Origin of the sequence: Tepidiforma thermophila (genome assembly GCF_002563855.1) — a bacterium.
In the GTDB taxonomy this organism is placed as follows: Bacteria; Chloroflexota; Dehalococcoidia; order Tepidiformales; family Tepidiformaceae; genus Tepidiforma; species Tepidiforma thermophila.
The window spans coordinates 679,355-701,156 of sequence record NZ_PDJQ01000001.1 but is presented as its reverse complement, the minus strand read 5'-3'; the positions used below and the strand labels follow the sequence as shown (position 1 = coordinate 701,156).

Sequence of the window (21,802 nt, the reverse complement as noted above, 5' to 3'; positions counted from 1 at the left end):
CTAGAGCGGCCGGGCGAGGCCGCCGTCGCGGCGGATGCGCCAGAAGTGGACGGCCATGAAGATGGCGGCGAGCAGCGGCAGGCCGATGACGTGGAGCGTGTAGAAGCGGATGAGGGCGTTGGGGCCGACTTCGAAGCCGCCGAGCATCCAGAAGCGGGTCTTGGGGCCGAGGACGGGCGCCGAGCCGGCGATTTCGGAGCCGACGGTGATGGCCCAGAAGGCAAGCTGGTCCCACGGGAGGAGGTAGCCGGTGAAGCTGAGGAGGAAGGTGAGGACGAGGAGGATGACGCCGACGACCCAGTTGAATTCGCGCGGCGGTTTGTAGGCGCCGGTGTAGAAGACGCGCATCATGTGGAGGAAGACGAGGATGACCATGGCGTGGGCCATCCAGCGGTGCATGTTGCGCATCAGCTGGCCGAACTGGACGGTGGTGGTGATGTTCTGGATATCGAGGTAGGCCCGCTCGACGGAGGGCACGTAGTAGAACATCAGCAGGATGCCGGTGACCGTGAGCCCGAGGAACATGAAGAAGGAGAGGCCACCGAGGCAGTAGGTGTGGGTGATTTTGACGTGGGTGCGGTGGATGCGGGTCGGGTGGAGGTGGAGGAACACGTTCGTCGCAACGATGAGCATCTGGTTGCGCGGCGTGTTCGGGTAGCCGGTGCGGAAGATGGACTTCCAGACGTAGTTGTGGAAGAGCCTGTCGTAGATCTTATCGGCGAGGGTTGGCTTGGGTGGTGCTTCGACGGCCATGCGGTCTTCCTGCCTTATTTCTGCCACCACTGCCCGAAGAGCACGAGGATCCCGAGCATGGCGGTGATGGAGATCGCGACGATAACGAGTTCGAGGGGTTCTGCGAAGTCGTGCGGTAGATTAGCCCATTCCATGCGGCCGGCCTCCCCCTCCCCGGCTGCGGGGCGCAGCAGGCCCCGGTGCGGGAACTTTGTGAATCCTGTAGCAAGGCTGAGTTATACCATCGGGCAGGGAGCGGATCAAACCGCGAGCCCACACGCGCGGCCAACCTTGACGTTCGGATGTAAGCAAGTGCGGAACGGTCAGGCCGCGTGCGTTCGGTGCTGCGGGCGGCGGAAGCGCATGCGGAGCAGCCCGCGGATGTCTTCGATGGCGGTGCTCACGATTTTGACCTTGGTGTCCGGGTCTTCGACCCAGCGGACGGGGAGCTCGCAGATCCTGAGTCCGGCCTGGTGAGCGAGGATGAGGAGCTCGGTATCGAAGAACCACATGCGGTTTTCGATCCGGGGGACGACGAGCTCGACGGCGCGGCGGCTGAGGGCCTTGAAGCCGCACTGGGCATCGGTGATGCGGAGGCGGGGGAAGGTGAGCCGGATGAGGGCGACGTAGCCGCGGCTGGTGATTTCGCGCTTGAGCTGGCGTTTGACTTTCGCGCCCCGGGCGAGCCGGGAGCCGATGGCCACGTCGCAGCCGCGCTCGGCGACGAGGGCGATGAGCTCCGGCAGGTGGGCGAGGTCGGTAGAGAGGTCGACATCCATGTAGCTGACGATGTCGGCGTCGCTCTGGAGCCAGGCTTCGCGGAGGGCGAGGCCGCGGCCTTTGACCTCGAGGACGAGGGCATGGACACGGGGATGTTCGGCGGCGAGGCGGCGGGCGAGCTCGGAGGTGCCGTCGGTGGAGCCGTTATCGGCGATGACGAGGCGCCAGTCGTACTGGGGGTTTTGGTCGAAGAGGGCGAGGGTGGCGAGGGTGCTCTGCTCGAGGACTTTGACCTCGTTGTAGCAGGGGATGACGACATCGACGCGGGGCCGCGGCTCGGTCATGGGGTGATTGTGGGGCCCGGGGGGGGAGAGTGTCGATGGGAGCGGGGAGCGGGGAGCTGGGAGCGGGGAGCGGGGAGCGGGGAGCGAGTTTGGCCGACACCTCGAGTCCGTCAAGCTCCGAGCTTCAAGCTCCACGCTCGGGCAGGGGTAGGCGAGGGGCGGGGCAGAGCGCCGGGGCTGACTGCGCGGTAGGGGCGGGCTTGCGACAATACGGCCGATGGCGCACCTGCCCCCGCCCGAGGAGAAGGCCCGCGCGGTCCGCGCGATGTTTGACCGGATTTCGCCCTCGTACGACCGGGTGAACCGGCTGATGACCTTCGGGGCGGACCAGCGCTGGCGGATGGCGCTGGTCGAGCGGCTGGCGGTAAGCCCGGCCGATGTGGTGCTCGACCTGGCCTGCGGCACGGGCGATTTCGTCGAGCTCTGCCGGGCGCGCGGGGCGCTGGCCGTCGGGCTCGATTTCAGCCGCGGGATGCTCCAGCAGGCGGCCGCGCGCTCCGGTGAGACAGCGGCATGGGTCCAGGGCGATGCCCTGCGGCTGCCGTTCCGCGATGGGGCGTTCACGGTGGCGGTCTCGGGCTTTGCGCTGCGGAACTTTGTGGCGATTCCGCCGGTGCTCGCCGAGCTGGCCCGGGTGCTCGAGCCGGGCGGGCGCCTGGGCCTGCTGGAGGTGGACCGCCCGGGGAATCCGCTGGTCGCGGCGGGGCACCGCCTGTATTTCCAGAAGGTGGTGCCGCGGGTGGGCGGGCTGCTGGCCGACCGGGCGGCCTACCACTACCTGCCCGAATCGGCGGCCTACCTGCCGGAGGAGACGGAGATGGTCCGCATGCTGCGCGAGGCGGGATTCCGCCGCATCCGGAAGCGGCGGCCGATGTTCGGCGCCATCCAGTCGATCACGGCGGAGCGGCGATGACGGCCGCGGCAGCGGGGACGCGCCCGGGCCGGCTGCAGGCGTGGCGGATGGCGGCGCGCCTGCCGACGCTGACGGCCGCAGCGGCGCCGGTGGCGGTGGGCACAGCGGCCGCGGTCCGGGATGATGCCTTCGCGCCCCTGCCGGCGCTCGCAGCGCTGTTCGGGGCGCTCTGCCTGCAGGTTGGCGCGAACTTCGCGAACGACGTCTTCGACCATGAGCGCGGCGCCGATACGCCGGACCGGCTGGGGCCGCCGCGGGCGAGCCAGCTCGGCCTGCTGACGCCGCGGGAGCTGAAGGCCGGGATGGCGGCGTCGTTCGGCATGGCATTCGTGGTCGGCATTTACCTGGCATGGGTTGGCGGCTGGCCGATTGTGGCGGTCGGCCTTGCGAGCATCGTCGCGGCGGTAATCTACACCGGCGGGCCGTGGCCGGTGGGGTACCACGCGCTCGGTGACCTGTTCACGTTCGTCTTCTTCGGGCTCGTGGCCGTGATGGGGACGTACTACGTGCAGGCGGGGGAGCTCACCTGGTTCAGCTTCTGGGCGGCGGTGCCGGTCGGGGCGACGGTGACGACGATCCTCGTGGTGAACAACCTGCGCGACATCCCCACCGACCGGCGGACCGGCAAGGTGACGCTCGGGGTGGTGCTCGGCGACCGGGGGACGCGCTGGTGGTTCGCCGTGCTGCTGGGCGTTGCGCTGGCGGTGCCTGCCGCGGCGACGGTGGCCGGTGACGCGCCGCTGGGGGCAGCGGCGGCGGCTGCGGCCGGTGTGCTCGCGTGGCCGAACCTGCGGCAGGTGCTCGGCGGGACGAGCGGGCGCGACCTGAACCCCGTGCTGAAGGCGACCGCCCGGTTTGCGCTCTGGCATGCGCTGCTCTGGGCGGCCGCGATCGCCATCCAGCCCTGACCCGGGGCCATCGACTCTTTACAATGAGGTGCGGCACGGGCGGCGTACCCCCGGGCCGTATCCTGCACGAGCGGGAGGTGATGTCCATGACCGGCAGGGGAACACCGGCACTGACCGACCTCCAGCAATCGGCCCTGGCCGGGGCAGAGCGGACGCAGAACGGCCTGCTCGTCGCGCAGGATGCGCTCCTCGCGGCGCTGCGGCGGCCCCAGCCGATGCGTGAACGCGCGTGGGCTGAGCGGGTAGGGCAGGAGCTGGCGAAGGTGATCGAGGCGCTGCGCGAGCACCGGCTGGAGGTGGAACGGGCCGACGGGCTCTACGCCGAGATCCTGCGCGATGCGCCGTGGACCGAACCGCGGCTCCGGCAGCTGGCGGCCCAGCTCCGCCGGCTCGAAGCGGAGGCCGCCGACCTGCAGGTGGAGGTCCGCCGGGTGGAAGAGGGCGACCTCCAGGGCCTGCACACCATCCGGCACGATGCGGAGCGGATGCTGCAGAGCCTGCGCGACCTGCTGTCGAAGGAAGCGGACCTGATCTACGAGCGGTTCGAGCAGCCGCCGGCGGCGGACTAGCCGACATCGGGGGCGCGGCCGCCCCACGCGGGGGCGCCGGGCGGAGCGCCGGGGCGGAAGCCAGGTGCGGCGGCGGTCGCCTCGGCTTCGAGGGCGCGGGCGACGGTGCTGTCGATGCCGCGCAGCGCCCGGCTGGCGGCCAGCAGGGCCAGGGAGAGCGCGACGGTCACCACCGAGGCGATCGCCACGGCCGCGGGCGCACCGAGCGCTTCGGCGAGGGCGCTGACGGGGACGGTGCCGAGCGGGGTGAGGCCGAAGGTCATCATCATCAGGCTCATCACCCGGCCGCGGACCTCATCGGGGATCAGCACCTGGATCAGCGTGTTCACCGTGGTGGTGAAGGCGCTGGCGAAGACATCGGCGGCGAAGACGAGCGGGAGCGCGAGCAGGAACCAGGGGCTGAGGGAGAAGAGGAGGAGGCTCCCGGCGAAGGCGAGGAGGGTGCTCATCATCAGGCGGAGCTTGCGGGGGGACTCGCTGGTGAAGGCGACCCAGAAGGAGCCGGCGATGCCGCCGAGCCCGGCCGCGGCCTGGAGGACGCCGAGCCCGCCGGCGCCGACGTGCCAGACGTCATCGGCGAAGACGACGAGGAGCGCCTGGAACGGCATGGCGAGCAGGATAGGAATGATCGAAAGGAGAAGGAGGGCCCGCACGGGCGGGTCGCCGGCGGCGTAGCGGAGCCCGCCGAGCAGCTCGGACCAGACCGGGCGCCCGCGGGCGCCGTCGGCGGGGGCGCGCGGTGGACGTGGGCCATGGAGAAGAAGGCGAGGGCGTAGAGGGTGACGGCGACGGCGTAGACCCAGCGAACGCCGGCGACGGCGATGATCAGCCCGGCGAGGACCGGGCCGACGACGCGGGCGGCGTTCATGCCGCCCATCTGGAGGGCCATGGCGTTCGCCATGCCCTGGCGGCCGACGATGCTGGCGACGATCGCCTGCCGCGCCGGCATGATGAACGGGAAGGTGCAGCCCATGACGAAGACCGCGGCGAGCAGGTGCCAGAACTCGAGCAGGCCGAGGACGAGGAGGACGAAGACGGCCAGCTCGGAGGCGACGAGGACGGCCTGGCCGGTCATGATCAGCCGGCGCTTTTCGACGCGGTCGGCGACGACGCCGCCGAAGGGGGAGACGACGAGCATCGGGATGGCGACGACGAGGTTGATGAGGCCGAGGGCGAGTTCGCTGCCGGTGAGCCGGTAGGCGAGGACGGAGCGCACGACGAACTGGCCGTTCATCGCGAAGAAGAAGGCGATGTTGGAGGCGAAGAGCCAGCGGAACTGCTGGTAGCGGAGGGAGGCGAAGGGGCCGCCGGCGGGGGCCGGGCTGGCCGGGAGCTCGAGCATTTGGTTAGCGTAGCAGGAACAATCGGGGCGGGCGCGGGCAGAAGCGGGCCGCCTGGCGCGTATACTTCGCGCCACCAGCACATTCGCAGGAGCAACCAGCATGGAATTCCGGCATCTCGGCCGGTCGGGCCTCGAGGTATCGCTCGTGGGGCTCGGCTGCAACAACTTCGGCATCCGCTGCGATTTCGAGCATTCGAAGGCGGTGGTGCACCGCGCGCTCGACCTCGGGATCACGCTGTTCGACACGGCGGATGTGTACGGCGGGGGCGGCCGCTCGGAGGAGTTCCTCGGAAAAATCCTGAAGGGCCACCGGGAGAAGGTGGTCATTGCGACGAAGTTCGGGATGAAGATGGGCGAGGGGCCGCACCGGATGGGCGCCTCGCGGAAGTACATCATGCAGGCGGTGGAGGATTCGCTGCGGCGGCTGGATACGGACTACATCGACCTGTACCAGGTGCACCGGCCGGACCCGCACACGCCGATCGAGGAGACGCTGCGGGCGCTGGACGACCTGGTGCGGCAGGGGAAGGTGCGGTACATCGGGCATTCGAACTTTGCGGCCTGGCAGGCGGCGGAGGCGCACTTCGTGGCGCAGCGGCTGAATGTGACGCCGTTCATTTCGGCGCAGAACGAGTACAACCTGCTCGACCGGCGGATCGAGGCGGAGCTGGTGCCGGCGTGCAACGCCTACGGGCTGAGCATCCTGCCCTACTTCCCGCTGGCGAGCGGTTTCCTGACCGGGAAGTACCGGAAGGGGGAGGAGCTCCCGGCGGGCACGCGGCTGGCGAACGCGGGGCCGATGGCGGCGCGGGTACTGACGGACCGGAATTTCGCGATCCTGGAGAAGCTGGAGGCGTTCGCGCAGGCGCGGGGGAAGGGGATGGTGGACCTGGCGATCGGGTGGCTGGCGAGCCAGCCGCACGTGGGGAGCGTGATTGCGGGCGCGACGCGCCCGGAGCAGGTGGACCAGAACGTGGCGGCGGCCGCGTGGCGGCTGACGGCGGAGGAGCTGGCGGAGGTAGACGCGATTACGCGGTAAGAGGGAGCCCCGCCCCGGCCGCCCCCCACCGCCCCGAGGGAGAAGGGAGGAGGGAGAAGGGAGCCCCGCCCGGCCCAGCTGCCCCGCCAAGGGAGGAGGGAGAAGGGAGCCCCGCCCGGCCCAGCTGCCCCGCCAAGGGAGGAGGGAGAAGGGAGCCCCGCCCGGCCCAGCTGCCCCGCCAAGGGAGGAGGGAGGAGGGAGAAGGGAGCCCCGCCCGGCCCAGCTGCCCCGCCAAGGGAGGAGGGAGGAGGGAGAAGGGAGCCCCGCCCGGCCCAGCTGCCCCGCCAAGGGAGGAGGGAGGAGGGAGGAGGGAGCCCCGCCCGGCCCAGCTGCCCCGCCAAGGGAGGAGGGAGGAGGGAGCCCCGCCCGGCCCAGCTGCCCCACCGAGGGAGGAGGGAGAAGGGAGGAGGGAGCCCCGCCCGGCCCAGCTGCCCCACCGAGGGAGGAGGGAGAAGGGAGGAGGGAGCCCCGCCCGGCCCAGCTGCCCCACCGAGGGAGGAGGGAGCGGGGAGCTGGGAGCTGGGAGCTGGGAGCTGGCAGCAAGGGTGGCCGGCGCGCCTATTCGGTCAAGCTTCAACCTTCAAGCTCCAACCTCCGCGCTGGGGGACGGGTGACAGCCGGGGCCGGGCACCCTCCTCCCTCATCCCTGGGTGGGGAAGAAGGGAGGGGCGGGGGTCCCTCCTCCCTCGGGGACGGGTGACAGCCGGGGCCGGGCTCCTCCTCCCTCATCCCAGGGTGGGGAAGAAGGGAGGGGCGGGGGTCCCTCCTCCCTGGGGTGGGGTGCCTGGTGGGGGTGAGGTCAGGTGCCGGCGAAGTAGGCGGGAGACATGCCGAGTGCGTCGCTCACGGGCCCGGAGCAGCGGACGAAGGCGTCCATGTCATCCCGGACGAAGGGAAGGAGGCTGCCGCCGGCGGCAGCGGCTTCGGGAATCTCGAGGCCCTCGGCGCGCAGGCAGCCGACGAGCTGAACGTGAGCGTCACGCAGCTGCGCCGGCGACGGCTGGTGCGCCTGGGACCAGATGGCGCTGATGCGGGCGTAGGTCGGCGAGGCGCAGGCGTCGACCGCTGCCTGGCTTGCGGCAGCGATGGCGGCATCGCCCTCGGCCCGGGGCGGGAAGGCGAACTCGATGGCGTACACCTGGAGCGGGCCGGGGACCAGCGGGCGTGCAAGCTGGCCGCCCCGGGCCTCGACGCAGGCGACGAACGCGCGGGTCACGCGATCGTACTCCTCGTATGACAGCCGGCCATCCGAGAGGATTTCGGCGGCAAGGAGGTCGCCCTCGCTGCGGGCGAGTTCGGCCTGGCCGGGCCAGACAACGACGCGGCCATCCCGGTCGAGCGAGCCGGGGCTGGCGTCGGCTGCCGGGGACCCGCCGGTGAAGAACAGCCATGTACCGGCGACGGCTGCGGCCGTGAAGATGCCAAGCGTGAAGATGATGCGGCGCACTGCGTACCCTCCGTTACCAGGTGTTGGTGCCGTAGTAGCCATCGAATGCGGTGATGAACTGCAGGGCATGCGTCCCGGCCGCAGCGGTTACCGGTGATGGATTGCCGATGTTGCCCCAGACGATGTCCCCGGAATACCACCCGCCGGCAAGCGTGCGTGAGGTTCCGTTCTGTTGAACCACGGTGCCCGAGAGGTAGCGGGAACTCCCGCTGCAGCCAGTGGTTCCCGTGTATCCGGCAGGGTAGCTGAGCCAGGACTGGCCGTACCCGATGCATCCGCCGGCGTTCAGCGTAACTGTCGCGGGACCGGCGCCTGCCGGAGAGGCGCCCGCGAAGAGGAGAACAGTCGCGAGCAAAGCGATCCACTGGAGCCGGGACCGCGCTTCCCTGAAGCTATGCTGGATTACCGTCTTCAACATCAAAACCCTCCGCCGAGTCCGGTCATCCGAGCCTAGTTCGTGCTGCATGGGTTGTCAATGTCATCTTAACCATCTATTGACTGGGGGGAGGGACGAGGGAGGAGGTTGAAGGGGCGGGGCTCAGTCGATAGCGGAGTAGATGAGGTTCTTGAGCTGGCCGCGGAAGTTGAAGGTGCCTGACGGCATGAGCTGGGTCATGAAGATGCAGACGAGGTCTTCGCGGGGGTCGACCCAGAAGATGGTGGAGGCGGCGCCGCCCCAGTAGTAGTCGCCCTCGCCGAGGGTGCCGGCGCGGGCGGCATCGAGGGTGACGGCGAAGCCGAGACCGAAGCCGACGCCCTCGTTCGCGGTCTCCGAGAAGGCGCCGATTGCGAGGCTGGTGAGGTCCTGGCCGCCGGGCAGGTGGCTGCGGGTCATCAGTTCGAGCGTGCGGCTGCTGATGATGCGGGCGCCATCGAGTTCGCCCCCGCGGCGGAGCATTTCGCAGAAGCGCAAGTAATCGCGGGTTGTGCCGACCAGCCCGCCCCCGCCAGAGAGGAACGACGGCTCGCGGAGGTAGCTGCTGGTCTCGGGGTCGTCGATGAGCTTGAGCGTCTTATCGGGCTGGCGCTGGTAGTTGGCAGCGAACCGCTCCTGCTTCTCGGGCGGGACGAAGAAGGCGGTGTCGGTCATGCCGAGCGGTTCGAAGATGCGTTCGCGGAAGTATGCATCGAGCCGCCGGCCGGAGATCCGCTCGACGAGGGCGCCGCAGACGTCGGTTGCGAAGGAGTACATCCACCGTTCCCCGGGTTCATAGCGAAGGGGCGCCCGGCCGAGCTTTTCGACGAAGGTATCGAGGGTTTCGCCGGGGCCGCGCTGGATGCCGAGCCGGCGGTAGGCCTTATCGACGGGGTGGTTGGTGGCGCCGTAGGTGAGGCCGGCGGTGTGGCTGAGCACGTGCCTGAACGAGACGGGACGGTTCGGCGCCTTCGTTTCCATCTCGTCGCCGTCGCCGCTGACCCAGACGCGCTGGTGCTCCCACGAGGGGAGGTAGCGCGCGACGGGGTCGTTCAGCATGAAGCGCGCTTCTTCGAAGAGCTGCATGAGGGCGACGGAGGTGATCGGCTTGGTCATGGAGTAGATGCGAAAGATGGTGTCGTCGCGCATGGGGCGCCGGCGCTCGCGGTCCATGAAGCCGAATGAGCGGAAGTAGGCGGGGATGCCATGGCGTGCGACGAGGAGCTGGCAGCCGGCGATTTTGCCGGGCTCGATGTAGTGGCGTTCGAGGTGGGCGGTGATGCGGTCGAGGCGGGCCGGGGAGAAGCCGGCGCTGCGGGGTGAGGTCTCCACGTGCGTTGAAACTCCGGTGTCGAAAGGTAGGCGCATGATACGGGAGGGAGGAGGGAGGAGGGAGCCCCGCCCCGGCCACCCCTGCACCGCCCCGGGGGAGGAGGGAGCGGGTGTGGTCGGCGCGTTTGTCCTGTCAGGCTCCAACCTCGAGGCTCCAGGCTGGGGTGGGGCGGCCGGGGGTGGGGCAAGCTCCAGGCTCCTCCCTTGGGCGGGGAGAAACGGCGGGGCGGCGCTCCCTCCTCCCTCGGGGACGGGTGGCAGCGGGGGTGCGGCTCCCTCCTCCCTGGGGCAGGGACGCCGGCGGGGGTGGGGTTTCCGCTTCACCGGGGAGGGGCCGGTTTCTGCTACGGTGGGAGGAGGAGGTGATTGCCATGACCGCAACGATCGAACAGCTGACGTTTGGCCTGCGCCGGGAGACGGGGCTGCCGTTCCACCAGGCGGTGGAGGCGGTCCGCGAGGCGCTGAAGGCGCAGGGCTTCGGGGTGCTTACCGAGATCGATGTGCAGGCAACGCTGAAGGCGAAGCTCGGGGCGGAGATGCCTCCCTACCTCATCCTCGGAGCGTGCAATCCGCCGCTGGCGCACCGGGCGCTGAGCGCGAACCCGGAGGTCGGCATGCTGCTGCCCTGCAACGTGGTGGTGCGGGATACGGGCCGCGGCATCGTCGTGGAGGCGATGGACCCGGTGGCCGCGATGAGCATCGTCCAGGACGCCGAGGTGGCGGAGGTCGCGAAGCAGGCTCGGGAGAAGCTCGCGGCGGCGCTCGCGGCGCTCGAGTAGGGGGAGCCCGGGTCAGTCCTCGCCGGGGGCCGGCTGCTGGCCGCCGCCCCGTCCGCGGCGGCGCCGGCGCCGGCGGGATGCCCCGGCTGAGGTCCCCTCTGCGTGCGCCGGCGGCTCCCCGGGCGGCGGGGGCTGCTGTTGGCCGCTGCCGGCGCGGCGGAAGAGGCGGCCCGCCGGGGGCTGCGGTCCGGCCGCCGGCTGAGCCGGCCTGGCGGCGCCGGGCTGCTGGGCTGATTCGGCACTCCCCCGCGGACGGCGGGGACGGGAAGCAGCCGGCGGCGCCTGCGCGGGCGGCGGAGCGGCAGGCTCGGCCTTCGCAGGGCGGGCCGGGACGATGCGGCGAGGGCCGCCGCCGGGCAGCCGGCCGCGCCCGGGCCCGGGTTCGAAGGCGGTTTCGAGCTCCTCGGCCGGGGTTTCGGCGAGGTCTTCGGCGTCGGGCTCGATGAGGCCGAGGGCGATCGCCTCCTCTCGCGCGATGCTGGGCGGGGGCGGCGCGCTCTTGCTGGAGGGGTCCCACCGGACGACGGTGCCGAGGTCGCGGTCGCCGACTTCGATGCGCTGGCCGTCGACGAGGAGGGTGACCTGCCGCTTGAGGATGTTGATGGCGACGACTTTGCCCTCGCCGGTTGGGGTGCTGCAGCGCTGGCCGACCTTCGGGAGCGACTTCCGCATCTCGCGGTAGCCCTCGTCTTCGTAGCTGAGGCAGCAGAGGAGGCGCCCGCAGAGGCCGCTGATCTTCTGGGGGTTGAGCGGAAGCTCCTGGTCCTTGGCCATGCGGATGGAGATGGAGGGGAAGGTTTCGAGCCAGCTGGCGCAGCAGAGTTCGCGGCCGCAGATGCCGTAGCCGCCGGCGAGGCGGGCGCGGTCGCGGGCGCCCATCTGGTGCATTTCGACGCGGGCGTTGAACTGCTGGCTGGCGCGGCGGACGAATTCGCGGTAATCGAGCCGCTCTTCGCTGGTGAAGGAGAAGGTCAGCCGTTTCCCGTCGAGGGTGAAGGAGGCGGCGTCGATGCGGGCGGGAAACCCGGTCTCCCCGCCGAGGCGGCGCGCCTCGGGGAGGAGTTCCTGAGCCCTCCGGTGGAGTTCATCGGCCCGGCGGATATCGGCTTCGGTGGCCAGGCGGAGGATCGGCTTGAGCTCGTCGCGGGGGAGCTCATCGACGACGACCTGGTCGGGCGCGATGACGACGCGGGCGATTTCGGGCCCGCGGACGGTTTCGACGACGACGTATTCGCCCGGTTCGAGACGAAGGCCGGCCGCGTGGAAATAGAAGATCTTGCCGGCGTTTCGAAAGCGCACGCCGGCGACGCGCGGGGGTCGTTCAGGCATGGGCCGGGAGTTCTTCCTCGGTGCTGGGTTCCAGTGTAACGCGGGGGAAGCGGAGGAGCATAAGGTCGAAGGCGGGCCGGGCCTGGACGTTGGCGAGGAGGTGCTCGCGGGCGGCGGCGACGGCGCGGAGGGCTTCGAGCGGGCCGGCGAGCTCCTCGCGGGCGCCGGAAGCAGCGGCGCGGCGGAGCCGCTCCTCCCAGAATGCCTCCCAGCACTCGAGCTCGAAGCGGACGGCGGCCTGGTCGCCGCGCCAGCGCTCGGCGAGGGTGCGGGCGTAGTCGAAGCGCGCGGGGATGCCGGCGGCGGCGAGCTGGGCGCACCGCTCGAGGATGCGGCTGCGCTGGCCCATGAGGTCGGGGTCGGCGACGAAGGCGAGGGCGCGGCCGGGGCGCCCGCGGGCGGCGGCAGCGGCCTCGGCGGCGATGCGCGGGTCGACGCCCCGAGCGAGGAGACCGGCTTCGATCTCGGCGCGGGCGACGGGCCGGACATCGATCCGGCGGCAGCGGGAGATGATTGTCTCGAGGAGGCGGTCGGGCGCGGCGGTGACCAGGACGAAGACGGTGTGGCCGGGCGGCTCTTCGAGCGTCTTGAGGAGGGCCGGCGCGGCGTAGAGGGCGAGGCGGTCGGCCGGGTCGATGATGATGACGCGGGTGCGGGCTTCGAAGGGGTAGCGGGCGACGAGCTCGGTGATGCCGCGGACCTGGCAGATGCGGATATCGGCGGAGTCGGGGTGGGCGGGGTGCGACTCGCCCTCGCGCGGGCGGCAGAGGGTATCGCCGGGGGCGACGGTGATCACGTCGGGGTGGGCGCCTTCGAGGATGAGGCGGCAGGCCCGGCAGGCGCCGCACGGCTCGCCGGGCGCGGAGGCAGCGGGCGGCAGCGCGTCGCCGAAAAGGGAGGCCCCGGCTGCCGGCGGCGGATGGAGCGCTTCGCAGTTGAGGAGCATGGCGAGATAGCGCGCGAGGACGGCCCGGCCGGTGCTCTCCGGGCCGGCGAAGAGGAGCGCGTGGGGCGGCTCGGGGCTGGCGGCGAGAGCGGCGAGTTCGCGGCGGAGGTCGGCGTGGCCGATGACCTGCTCCATATCCCCAGCGTACCGCCCCGGGCGGAGCGGTGGTACGGGGGCCAGGAGGCCGGGCGCGGTCCGTTGCCGCGGAATTTTGACAATAACTTTTGCAATGTTGCTGCGTTGTACGGGGCGAACCCGGCCGAATGTCATATCGGAGGGTTCCTCCCCGGCGGCGCCTGCAAGGGATGTCCCGCCCGCGCGGGCGCTGCCCCCGACGCCTCCTGCGCCGGGCCGGCGGCTCACTGCTGCCGGCCCGGCCGTTCGACGCGGCGAAGGGCGCGGAAGACGCTCCGGCGGGAGAGGCCGAACATCTCGGCGACGTCGTCGATGGGCAGGTGGCGGCGGCGGACGGCTTCGGCGATGGCGGCATCGCGCCTGGAGCGGAGCATGGCGGCGAGGCCGCCTGGCAGGTCGTAGCGGCACTTCGGCAGCGGGCAGGCGAGGCAGGACGGCGCGAGGTCACAGCCCGTATCACGGTAGTCGGTGTGCTCGGGCAGGGCGTCGCAGCGGGCGGGCCGGGGAAGCGGCTCAGACATCTCAGGCCCCCTCTCGTGGTGGATGTGTGCCGCTGAGCGTAGAACGGATGTTCTATTCGTGCCAAGCGGCGGCTGTCGCCGGGGAGCGAAGTCGTCAGCAGGTGCCGCGGGTGCCAGCGGGGCGTGGGGGATGCTGCGCCGCGGGCGCGACGCTCGGGGCATGACGACGGAACGGCGTTCGAAGGGGGAGCCGGGCGCCCGCCGCCGGCGGCCGGTTTCGGAGCGCGACCCGCTCGCAGCGGCATGGAACGTGATCGATGCGCTCTGGCGGGAGGAGTGCGACCCGCCGCGCGCGCAGGCGATCATCGCGGCGCTGCGGCTGGTGTTCGCCGCCGGGCAGGCGCCGCTCGACCGGGACCGGGCACTGCGGGAAGCGGAGGTGCTGGGGCTGGCGATGCACGGCCTGCCCCCGCGCGACGCGGAGGAGGCGGCGCTGGCGGAGGAGCTGTTCGGGAGGAGGTACTGGGAGGAGTGAGCTCAGAGCTGGGAGCTTGGAGGTTGGAGCTGGGAGGTTGAAGGTCAAAGGCAGCCGGACTCGAGGCCTTAAGCTGCAAGCTGGGGAAGGAGGTGTGGACGGGCGGGGGCAAGCTCCAAGCTGGGGGAGGGGCGGCGGCGGTGGGGGGTTCCCTTACTCCCCGAGGGGGAGGCGGCGGCCTTCTTCCCAGCTGCGGTGGGCGGCATCGACGACGCGCATGTAGGCGACGCCGTCTTCGAAGTTCGTGAGCCGGACGGGCGCGCCCTCGCGGATGGAGGCGATGAAGTCCTCTTCGACCCGCCAGCCGCGGTCGGTGCCGGGGTCGGGTTCGAGCGGGTGGCCGTGCGGCTGGCCGAAGGTGACGACCTCGGCGGTGTCATCCGGGCGCCAGCGGAGCACCGCCTTCGTGCCATGGACGGCGATGCCGTTCGCTTCGGCGCCGGCGGCCATGGTGCTCAGGTGGTAGGTGATGCGCGCGCCGCGGGCGAGTTCGCCGCAGACGACGTAGGTATCGGGCACGGTGACGGGCGCCATCTGCCCGGTCTCGGGGTCGCGCCGCTCGGGGATGAGGATGGCGCCGTCGGCGGTGACGCTCCCGGCGTGGCGGCCGAGCCACCGCTCGATGATTTCGACGTAGATGCCGAACATCTGCACGTTCCGCCCGGAGTAGTCGCGCCGCTGCCGCCAGTGGAGCGGGGCGTGGGGATCGAGCCCCTGCCCGTTGAGGACGCGGACGGTGACTTCGCGGACTTCGCCGAGGGCGCCTTCGGCGATGAGCCGGGTGATGGTGGGCCCGAGGCGGAAATCGAACGGGGCGGGCACGAGCTGGGCGACGAGCTCCGGGCGGCGCTGCGCCGCGGCGAGCATCTCGAGGGCCTCGGGGAGGTCCATGGCCATGCGGGCTTCGCAGAGGACGTGCTTGCCGGCTTCGAGGGCCATGATGGTGTAGTCGCGGTGTTTGTAGGGCCAGGTGCCGATGCAAACGGCGTCGATTTCGGGGTCGGCGCAGACGGCTTCGGGGGATTCGAAGACGCGCGGGATGCCGAACTGGTCGGCGACGCGGCGGGAGCTCTCGGGGGTGCGGTTGACGACGCCGACGATTTCGACGCCGGGGATGCGGCGGAAGCCGGGGATGTGCCGGGCGGCGGTGTTGGCGCCCGCGCCGATGAGGCCGATGCGGATGGTGCTCATGGGCGTAGTTTAGAGGGAGAAGGGAGCGGGGAGCTGGGAGGTGGGAGCTGGGAGCTGGGAGCGGGGAGCTGGGAGGTGGGAGGTGGGAGCTGGGAGGTGGGAGCTGGGAGCTGGGAGCCGGGAGCCGGGAGCCGGGAGCCGGGAGCCGGGAGCGGGGAGCGGGGAGCTGGGAGCGGGGAGCGGGGAGCTGGGAGCGAGTGTCACGACGGCGCCGGCTGGGTCAAGCTCCAACCTCCAAGCTCCTCCCGCGGCGGGGCGGCTGGCGAGGGGATGGGGCTCCCTCCTCCCTGGGCGGGGAGAAGGGGAACGGCGGGGCTCCCTCCTCCCTCGAAACGGGGCGAGGCCCCGGGTGGGGTTCCCGGGGCCTCGCGGTGGGGTTAGCGGGGCCGGCGGCTGCCGGCCGGGGCGTTACCGGTTGGTGCGCCGGCCGAGGGCGAGGAACCCGAGGCCGAGGCTGAGGCTGACCAGGCCGGCGAGCACAAGCAGGAGGCTCATGCCGCCCTGGGCGGTGCCGAAGCCGTAGCCCGTGGCCGGCGCCAGCGGCGTCGGCGAGGCGCCCGGACCCGGCGTCCGCTCACCCGCGACCTGCGTCACCGGCGTGTTCGTCGGCGTCGCGGTCGGGGTGTTGGTCGGCGGGGTCGTGCCCGTCGGGGTCGGCGTCGACGTGGCGCCTGTCGGCGTCGGCGTCGGCGTCTCAGGCGTCGTCGGCGTGGGCGTGGGCGTGCTCGGCGGAGGCGGCGGCTCGCAGCGCGGGTCGTTCGGGTCGACGCACGGCGGGTCGAAGTTCCGGATGTTCAGGAACTCGAGGGTGACGACCTGGCCGCCCGCGACGGGCTGGGCCGTCTGCGAGACGAACTGCGGGGTCCAGCCGGGCTGGACGGTTTCGGTGACGGTGTACTGGCAGCCGATGGCCGGCGGCAGGTCGGTGAACTCGGCGATGCCGCTGGCGTCGGTGGTCTTCTTCTGCGGGGTGATGCCGCAGCCGGTGAGGGTGAACTCCCAGCCCTGGCCGTCGGACGTGAAGCCGACGACGTTGAGCGTCTTGTGGACGCGGATGGTGACGCGCGCTTCGTTGTAGAAGCAGATGGCGGCCTGCGGCGACATATTGCTCAGGGTGGCGGTGGCGCTGCCGGTGCCGGTCGGGTTGGCCGGGCAGGTGACGCTATCGCCGGAGATGGTGCCGTAGGCCCAGCCGAGGTAGGCGTAGCCGTCCTTCGGCTCCTCGCTGACGGTGAAGGTGCCGGCGGAGAGCCCGGGGAAGAGGCCGGGCGTCTGCTGGCTGAAATCCTGGGTGGCCGTGCCGGTGATGCCGGGGCCGGTGAGCTCGGCGGTGAACGACGTGGTGTCGCCGGGCTGGCCCTTCACGACCTTGCGGACGAGGATGCGGCCGTCGCTGGCGACGCAGCCGATGTCCACCGCGGCGCTGTCGGTGCCCTGGGTGCCGGCGCCGGAGAAGGAGACGGTGTTCGTCGTCTCGCCGCAGACGTCGAAGTCGTTGGTCGGGACGGTGGCCGGGATGGTGACCTTGTAGGTGCCGATCCCTGTGCCCTGCGGGAGCGTGCAGGAGAGCGACAGGCCCGTGAGCGTGCAGCTCAGCGGCGAGTCGGCGGTCGGCGTGCCGTAGGTGAAACCGGCCGGCAGGGTGTCGGTAAGGGTCAGCACCGAGGAGGTCGGGCCGTTGGCGACGCTGACCGAGATGGTCCACTCGAAGGTGGTGCCGGGGGTGACGGCGCCCGCGGGCGCCTGCTTATCGACGACGACGTTGCCGAAGCGCTCGTTGTAGAAGCAGATGGTCTTCGTTTCGCCGGCGTTCAGGGACCCAACGTTGGCGGTTGCCCCGGTTTGCGTCGGCTGCGCCGGGCAGGTGCCGTCGTTGGCGAACGCCCAGCCGAGGACCTGGTAGCCGTTCTGGCCGCTTTCGGTGACGGTGTAATTGTTGGTGATCGAGAGGTTGGTGAAGCTGGCGTTCACCGGGCCCGCTTCGGCGATCTGGCCGGTCTGGGAGCTCTCGCCGCCGGTGAGGGTGACGGTGAACTGGGTGGTGTCGTTCTCGACGTTGGTGACGACCTTCTTGACGACGATGGACGGCTGCTTGCAGTTCGTGAAAAGCCAGGTGTCGAGGGGCACGATGGTCGCAGCCTGGAGAGCCTGCTCGCGGCCGCCATTCAGCGGCACCGCTTCCGGGTAGGTGCACTGCTCCCACCCCGTGGCGGGCACTTCGGTGACCTGGCCTTCCCAGCTGTAGGGCACGGTGCAGGTCCAGGTGCCGGTGACGACCGGCGGGGTGCCGGACGGAGACGAGGGCTGCGGGCCGGTGCACGTAACACCTTCCGGGAGGCCCTGGAAGGTCGGGTAGTCCTCTTCGGTGATGCTGCTGTCGCCGACCCAGGTCTTCGTGATGGTGATGGTCTTGGTGGCGGGGACGTTGTAGGCAGTGCAGGTGACCTGCCCGTCCTTCGCCGCGCTCCAGAAAATCCACTCCCAGTTGTCGTTGTTGTAGGTGTCGCCCTCGCACTTGAGCGCGGCGAACATGTAGCCGGCCTGGTAGTTCTCCTTGACGAACAGCCGCTTAGACGGGCTGTTGAGGAGTTCGGTGAGTGCGTCCGAATTCAGCACGTTCGGCCCGACCCCGGCCTTCTGGAGCAGAGCCCCACCCGAGGGAGTGTCTGCCGGCCACGACGGGTTCGACGTCGTCGAGGACCAGATCTCGAACTCCCAGTCGTTGACCGTCGTGCATTTGCCTTCGGTATCGCCGAGCGCCGCCACGGTCTCCTGCACGACGGGCGCGCCGACGTGGACGTAGTCGGTCCCGGGGTTCTTCGGGACGTCTTTGAAAGTTTCGCAGATCTTCTTGACGAAGGTCACCGTCACCTCGATCGGCTTCTCTTTGTTGGTGACGGTGAAGGTGTAGCCGTCCTGGGTAACCTTCGGGTAGCCGTCGGCGTCGCCGTTCCAGTCGGCCGGGCGGGTGGCGGTTTCGCCGACGGTGATCGTGGCGTTCGCGGGGACGGTCACGGCCGTGCAGGCGGGCTGGCCGCCCTCGGCGGCATCGAGCGCGTGCTGCGTTGTCTGGCTGCCGTCGTTGACGGTGAGGGTGAAGGTGCCTGCCGGCCGCTTGTACCCGTCGCGGTTGTCCTCGAGGATCTTGCAGACCTTGATGGTCCTGGTGCAGAGCTTCGGGTCGCCGAGGAGGGTGATGGTCGAGGAAGCCTCTCCGAGCCTGGTCGGCGGGTCGCCTGCCAGGTAGAGCTCGACGGTGTTGGTGAACGTCTGGTCCTTGCAGGCGCGCTCGGGAGTCTTGGCCGGCTTGACCGTGAAGGTGATGCTGGAGCCTGCGGGCATGGTGCAGTAGACGCCGTTCGCGCTGGTCAGCGCCTGCTCGAACGGTTGGCCGCTGTCCGGCTTGCATTCCGCTTTGCCGGTGTAGGCCGGGCCGGAGGTCACGGTGACGTTCTGGTCCTTAATCCAGACGTTGCGGGTGATGCCGTTGGTGCCGTTCGGGTTGGTGACGGTGACGACCCAGGCGATGTCAGCAGGGTCGCTGACCTCGGAGGCCTGGCTGGCCTGCTTGGTGATGGTGGGGAGGCCGCACTTCTTTTCGTCGGCGGGGATGGTGTACTTGGTGTCGTTATCGCCGCCGGCGCTGCCGATGAGCGTCTTCTCGCCGCCGTTGGCCGGCACGAGGTACACCGCGGCGGTGTTGTTGACCTCGGTGGGCTTGCACTGCGGCGTGACCGCCTTCTTCACCTTGACGGTCAGCGTGGCGTTGGCGTTGACCGAGCAGGTGATCTTCCCGTCGGAGAAGTCGGTGTCGGAGCAGGTGCCACCGCTGTGGCTGACGTAGGTAGCGCCGCTGTCGTGGATCTCGACCGTCTGGGAGAAGTTCTCGGGGTTGGCGACGCTGATGTCCCAGTAGGCGTAGCCGCCGGAGACACCCTCGGTCGCCCTGGTCTTGGAGATACTGGGGGTCTGTGCCGTCTTGGTGTTCATCACGCAGACGACGGTGGTCTGGTTGGCAGTGACCGTGACGTTGCTGATGGAGCTGCCGGCGGTGTAGCTGTTCTTGTCGCTCGGGCAGGCGGCCTGGTTGTTGGTGTAGCTGCCGAGGGCCCAGCCGTACGGCGTCCAGCCGTTCTCGGTGCCGGTTTCGTTGAGGCTGTAGGTGGTGCCGGCATTCACCTGGATGGCGCTGGTGAAGCCGCCGAAGGTGATGGGGCCCCAGGTGGTGTTGGTCGGCCCGGAGATGGTGCCGCTGAACTGGGAGCCGTCGGCGTTGGGGACGCCGGCGGTCGGGTCCTTCACCTTGCCGACGATGATGTTGCCCTTGGGGGTCGAGGTGCGCTGGCAGAACTCGACGTGAGAGACGGCCGGGGTGTTGCCGCCCCAGTTGACGAGCCCCGTGTTATCGAAGCTGCCGATCATGGTGTCGGCCGGATAGGGCGGCGGGAAGGGGAAGATCTTATACGCCACCGGGCCGGAGCCGCCCTTGACGATGACGGCGCCGATCGGGACCGTCGAGGTCCAGCTGCCGCCGGTTGCGGTGCCGCCGAAGATGGTGACCTGCCGGCCGGGTGTACCGCTGCCGCTCTCCCACTGGTAGGTGTTGTTGTTGAAGTTGAACTTGTCGATCAGCGTGAGGCCAAGGTCGGTGCACCTTGTTGCGGTGACCTTGACGTTCAGGAAGCAGACCGTTTTCGTGTCGCTGCCGAGGTTCGTGATGCGCTCGCCGTTCTGCGGGTTGTTGGAGTCCCATTTGTTCGAGCCGACAGCCGGGCAATTCGCGTTACCGCTGCCTTCCCAAGTGGCGAGGAGCTGGTAGTTGGCCGGGAGCGCCGTCTCCGTGACGATGAAATCATTGCCACTACTATGGCCGCCGAAGGTGTGGGTGTACGGCGAGCTCTGGCTGAAGCTGATGCCGCTCTTGTCCCCGGCGGAACCGTTCTCATTATTTACCGCAGCGGTGAACGTGTCGGTGGGGCTGGAGCCCTGGCCGGCGACCACCTTCTTGATGATGATGGTGCCGCAGCCGGTCACCTGGACGGAGGCGGAGCCGGACTCGCGCGTTTCATTGCCCTTGGTCAGGGTCGCCTTGTCGTTGGTGACGGTGCCGCAGCCTTTGCCCTTCGTCGATGCCTTGACCACGACCTCGAATGTTCCGGGCTGGTTTGGCGTCCCCCGGGGGATGGTGATGTTGCTGCAGGTGAGCGTCGTCCCGGAGATGCTGCAGCCGCTCGCCGGGGATTCAACGGTCCAGGTATAGCCGCTCGGGAGGGTGTCGGTGAGCGTCCAGCCAGTCGCGTCCGGCTGGCCGGAGTTCTTCGCGGTGATTTTGAACTTGATGTCGCTCCCGACGCTGACGGAGCCGGAGACTGCCGACTTCTCCACGGTGACGACCGGCTGCTTGAGCGTCAGCTTCGCGTAGACGCAGGCCTTGTTGGTGGCGTCCTCTTTCGTGTAGAGCCGGTCGATGTTGGTCTGCGAGAAGCCGCCCTCGTTCTTCGTCGCGGGGCAGGAGTCCGACGGGCTTGAGAGCAGGTTGAAGCCGGTGAACTCGAGGATGTAAAGGTTGTCGCCGATCTGGAACGGCTGATCTGCGAGCGACGGCAGGAGGACGCGGTCGGCGCAGCCCTCCGAGTTGTCGATGCCCGGGCCGGAGTAAGCGCACGGGTCGGCAAGGTTGTCCGTCTCATGATGTTGGAACTGCACCGAAAGGTTGACGGTGTGGTTCGGGCTGGTAAAGACGAGCTGCAGGCCCAGGGTGACCGACGTCGGCGATGTGCCCCAGATCGGATTGTTGTAATGGATAAACGTGCCGAGCAAGAATTCCGACCCGAAGCTGATGTTCGAGACCGAGTTGCCGGTCCAGTTGTAGCCGGAGCGGTTGTTGACGTCTCCGCAGCCGGAATCAGATGTCCTGCCCCAGCGGATCGTGTCGGTGTTCAGCCCATGCCCGCAGGTAAGCCATGTGTAGGGCGGCATAGTGGCGGTCCAGGTGCCGCTGGCGCTTACGAGGTCGATCGCCCGGGCGTCGCGTTGTGCGACGAGGGCGCCGATGGTGGCGATGAGGACGGCGAGGAGGGCGGCGGCAAGAAGTGCGCCCTGGCGCCGTCGGCTTTTTCCGTAGAGTGCGAGTGTCATTGATACCTCCGTCCTCGCGTTGGCCGGCTGTCCCGTGCCGGCGGTGTGGTGGTGAAGGTCGCGCGCTGTTTCCTCCCCGGCGCTGTCAGACCCCCGTCGTGTTCAGTCCGTGTGCTCTCTCGCTGCCTCCAAGGTTTCTGTCTGCTGGCGCCGCTCTCGCCTTACATGGCGGAAACGGCCTGGTCGCTGACGGTCCGCCGGGCGGCAACGCTGCTGCCCCGCGGGTGTCACGCTTCCCCACGGTAGGGGAAGGAATAGTGAACACGATGGAGAGAATACGGGAAATCCCTGATGCGTGTCAGTAGGAAATTTGTTAGAAGCCTGGCCCCTTCCCTCCCGGCCGCCCCGCCGAGGGAGGAGGGAGGAGGGAGCCCCGCGTCCGTCCCGGCCCCGCCCCGAGGGAGGAGGGAGGAGGGAGCCCTGCGTCCGCACCGGCCCCGCCCCGAGGGAGGAGGGAGGAGGGAGGAGGGAGGAGGGAGCCCCGCGGCCGCACCGGCACCGCCCCAGGGAGGAGGGAGGAGGGAGAA

The 21,802-nt window shown here is 70.0% G+C and carries 17 protein-coding genes and 1 pseudogene; 6 read left to right on the top strand and 12 right to left on the bottom strand.

The window, feature by feature from the left end; genetic code table 11:
• A complete protein-coding gene (gene extP / locus A9A59_RS03320; RefSeq protein WP_098502925.1) occupies positions 1-753 on the bottom strand; it encodes a selenite/tellurite reduction operon b-type cytochrome ExtP in 753 nt (250 codons plus the stop codon).
• Positions 754-1,055: 302 nt separating this feature from the next.
• Positions 1,056-1,796 carry a dolichyl-phosphate beta-glucosyltransferase gene (locus A9A59_RS03315; protein ID WP_098502924.1) on the bottom strand — a complete coding sequence of 247 codons (741 nt, stop codon included), beginning with the start codon at positions 1,794-1,796 and terminating at the stop codon, positions 1,056-1,058.
• 217 nt (positions 1,797-2,013) lie between these two features.
• Here A9A59_RS03315 and A9A59_RS03310 point away from each other — a divergent pair, with 217 nt between their 5' ends.
• The 3 genes from A9A59_RS03310 (at position 2,014) to A9A59_RS03300 (ending at position 4,186) form a co-directional block, all read left to right on the top strand.
• Positions 2,014-2,709, top strand: a complete 696-nt coding sequence (locus A9A59_RS03310) for a ubiquinone/menaquinone biosynthesis methyltransferase (protein WP_098502923.1) — start codon at positions 2,014-2,016, stop codon at positions 2,707-2,709.
• Positions 2,706-3,617, top strand: coding sequence for a 1,4-dihydroxy-2-naphthoate polyprenyltransferase (locus A9A59_RS03305; RefSeq protein WP_098502922.1), 912 nt, complete (start codon positions 2,706-2,708; stop codon positions 3,615-3,617). Before A9A59_RS03310 ends, A9A59_RS03305 begins: the two co-directional genes overlap by 4 nt.
• Before the next feature lie 86 nt (positions 3,618-3,703).
• Entirely contained in the window at positions 3,704-4,186 is a 483-nt protein-coding gene (locus A9A59_RS03300; protein ID WP_133117495.1) for a hypothetical protein, read from the top strand.
• Here A9A59_RS03300 and A9A59_RS14300 read toward each other — a convergent pair.
• Together A9A59_RS14300 and A9A59_RS03295 are read right to left on the bottom strand one after the other, a co-directional pair.
• On the bottom strand, positions 4,183-4,839 hold the full coding sequence (locus tag A9A59_RS14300; protein ID WP_278286770.1) for an MFS transporter: 657 nt from the start codon (positions 4,837-4,839) through the stop codon (positions 4,183-4,185). The two genes, A9A59_RS03300 and A9A59_RS14300, sit on opposite strands and share 4 nt — an antisense overlap.
• Positions 4,840-4,928: 89 nt before the next feature.
• Positions 4,929-5,528 (bottom strand): annotated as a pseudogene (locus tag A9A59_RS03295) (MFS transporter); the annotation flags it as partial.
• A 100-nt stretch (positions 5,529-5,628) separates the two neighbouring features.
• On the opposite strand from A9A59_RS03295, the gene A9A59_RS03290 reads away from it, so the two are divergent.
• Positions 5,629-6,567, top strand: a complete 939-nt coding sequence (locus A9A59_RS03290; protein WP_098502919.1) for an aldo/keto reductase — start codon at positions 5,629-5,631, stop codon at positions 6,565-6,567.
• A 799-nt stretch (positions 6,568-7,366) separates the two neighbouring features.
• Here the strand turns inward: A9A59_RS03290 and A9A59_RS03285 are convergent.
• The 3 genes from A9A59_RS03285 to A9A59_RS03275 all read right to left on the bottom strand — a co-directional run bounded on the left by A9A59_RS03285 (position 7,367) and on the right by A9A59_RS03275 (position 9,761).
• Positions 7,367-8,014 (bottom strand): hypothetical protein, encoded by a 648-nt coding sequence (locus tag A9A59_RS03285; protein ID WP_098502918.1) that lies wholly within the window; start codon positions 8,012-8,014, stop codon positions 7,367-7,369.
• A 13-nt stretch (positions 8,015-8,027) separates the two neighbouring features.
• The gene (locus A9A59_RS13965) at positions 8,028-8,195 is read right to left on the bottom strand and encodes a hypothetical protein (RefSeq protein ID WP_165772468.1); all 168 of its coding nucleotides are present in this window, start codon (positions 8,193-8,195) and stop codon (positions 8,028-8,030) included.
• Positions 8,196-8,552: 357 nt separating this feature from the next.
• Positions 8,553-9,761, bottom strand: coding sequence for a serine hydrolase domain-containing protein (locus A9A59_RS03275; protein WP_278286769.1), 1,209 nt, complete (start codon positions 9,759-9,761; stop codon positions 8,553-8,555).
• Positions 9,762-10,132: 371 nt separating this feature from the next.
• On the opposite strand from A9A59_RS03275, the gene A9A59_RS03270 reads away from it, so the two are divergent.
• On the top strand, positions 10,133-10,540 hold the full coding sequence (locus A9A59_RS03270; RefSeq protein WP_098504783.1) for a DUF302 domain-containing protein: 408 nt from the start codon (positions 10,133-10,135) through the stop codon (positions 10,538-10,540).
• Between the two features lie 12 nt (positions 10,541-10,552).
• On the opposite strand, the gene A9A59_RS03265 is transcribed toward A9A59_RS03270, so the two are convergent.
• The 3 genes from A9A59_RS03265 to A9A59_RS03255 all read right to left on the bottom strand — a co-directional run bounded on the left by A9A59_RS03265 (position 10,553) and on the right by A9A59_RS03255 (position 13,471).
• A complete protein-coding gene (locus tag A9A59_RS03265) occupies positions 10,553-11,869 on the bottom strand; it encodes a PSP1 domain-containing protein (protein WP_133117494.1) in 1,317 nt (438 codons plus the stop codon).
• On the bottom strand, positions 11,862-12,950 hold the full coding sequence (locus A9A59_RS03260) for a DNA polymerase III subunit (protein ID WP_165772467.1): 1,089 nt from the start codon (positions 12,948-12,950) through the stop codon (positions 11,862-11,864). The genes A9A59_RS03265 and A9A59_RS03260 overlap by 8 nt, the downstream gene beginning before the upstream one ends.
• Before the next feature lie 224 nt (positions 12,951-13,174).
• Positions 13,175-13,471 carry a helix-turn-helix domain-containing protein gene (locus A9A59_RS03255; protein ID WP_098502913.1) on the bottom strand — a complete coding sequence of 99 codons (297 nt, stop codon included), beginning with the start codon at positions 13,469-13,471 and terminating at the stop codon, positions 13,175-13,177.
• 160 nt (positions 13,472-13,631) lie between these two features.
• On the opposite strand from A9A59_RS03255, the gene A9A59_RS13960 reads away from it, so the two are divergent.
• On the top strand, positions 13,632-13,946 hold the full coding sequence (locus A9A59_RS13960; protein WP_098502912.1) for a hypothetical protein: 315 nt from the start codon (positions 13,632-13,634) through the stop codon (positions 13,944-13,946).
• Between the two features lie 153 nt (positions 13,947-14,099).
• Here the strand turns inward: A9A59_RS13960 and A9A59_RS03245 are convergent, their stop codons facing one another.
• On the bottom strand, positions 14,100-15,137 hold the full coding sequence (locus A9A59_RS03245) for a Gfo/Idh/MocA family protein (protein ID WP_098502911.1): 1,038 nt from the start codon (positions 15,135-15,137) through the stop codon (positions 14,100-14,102).
• A 408-nt stretch (positions 15,138-15,545) separates the two neighbouring features.
• Positions 15,546-21,275 carry a choice-of-anchor K domain-containing protein gene (locus A9A59_RS03235; protein WP_098502910.1) on the bottom strand — a complete coding sequence of 1,910 codons (5,730 nt, stop codon included), beginning with the start codon at positions 21,273-21,275 and terminating at the stop codon, positions 15,546-15,548.
• Positions 21,276-21,802 lie beyond the last annotated feature (527 nt).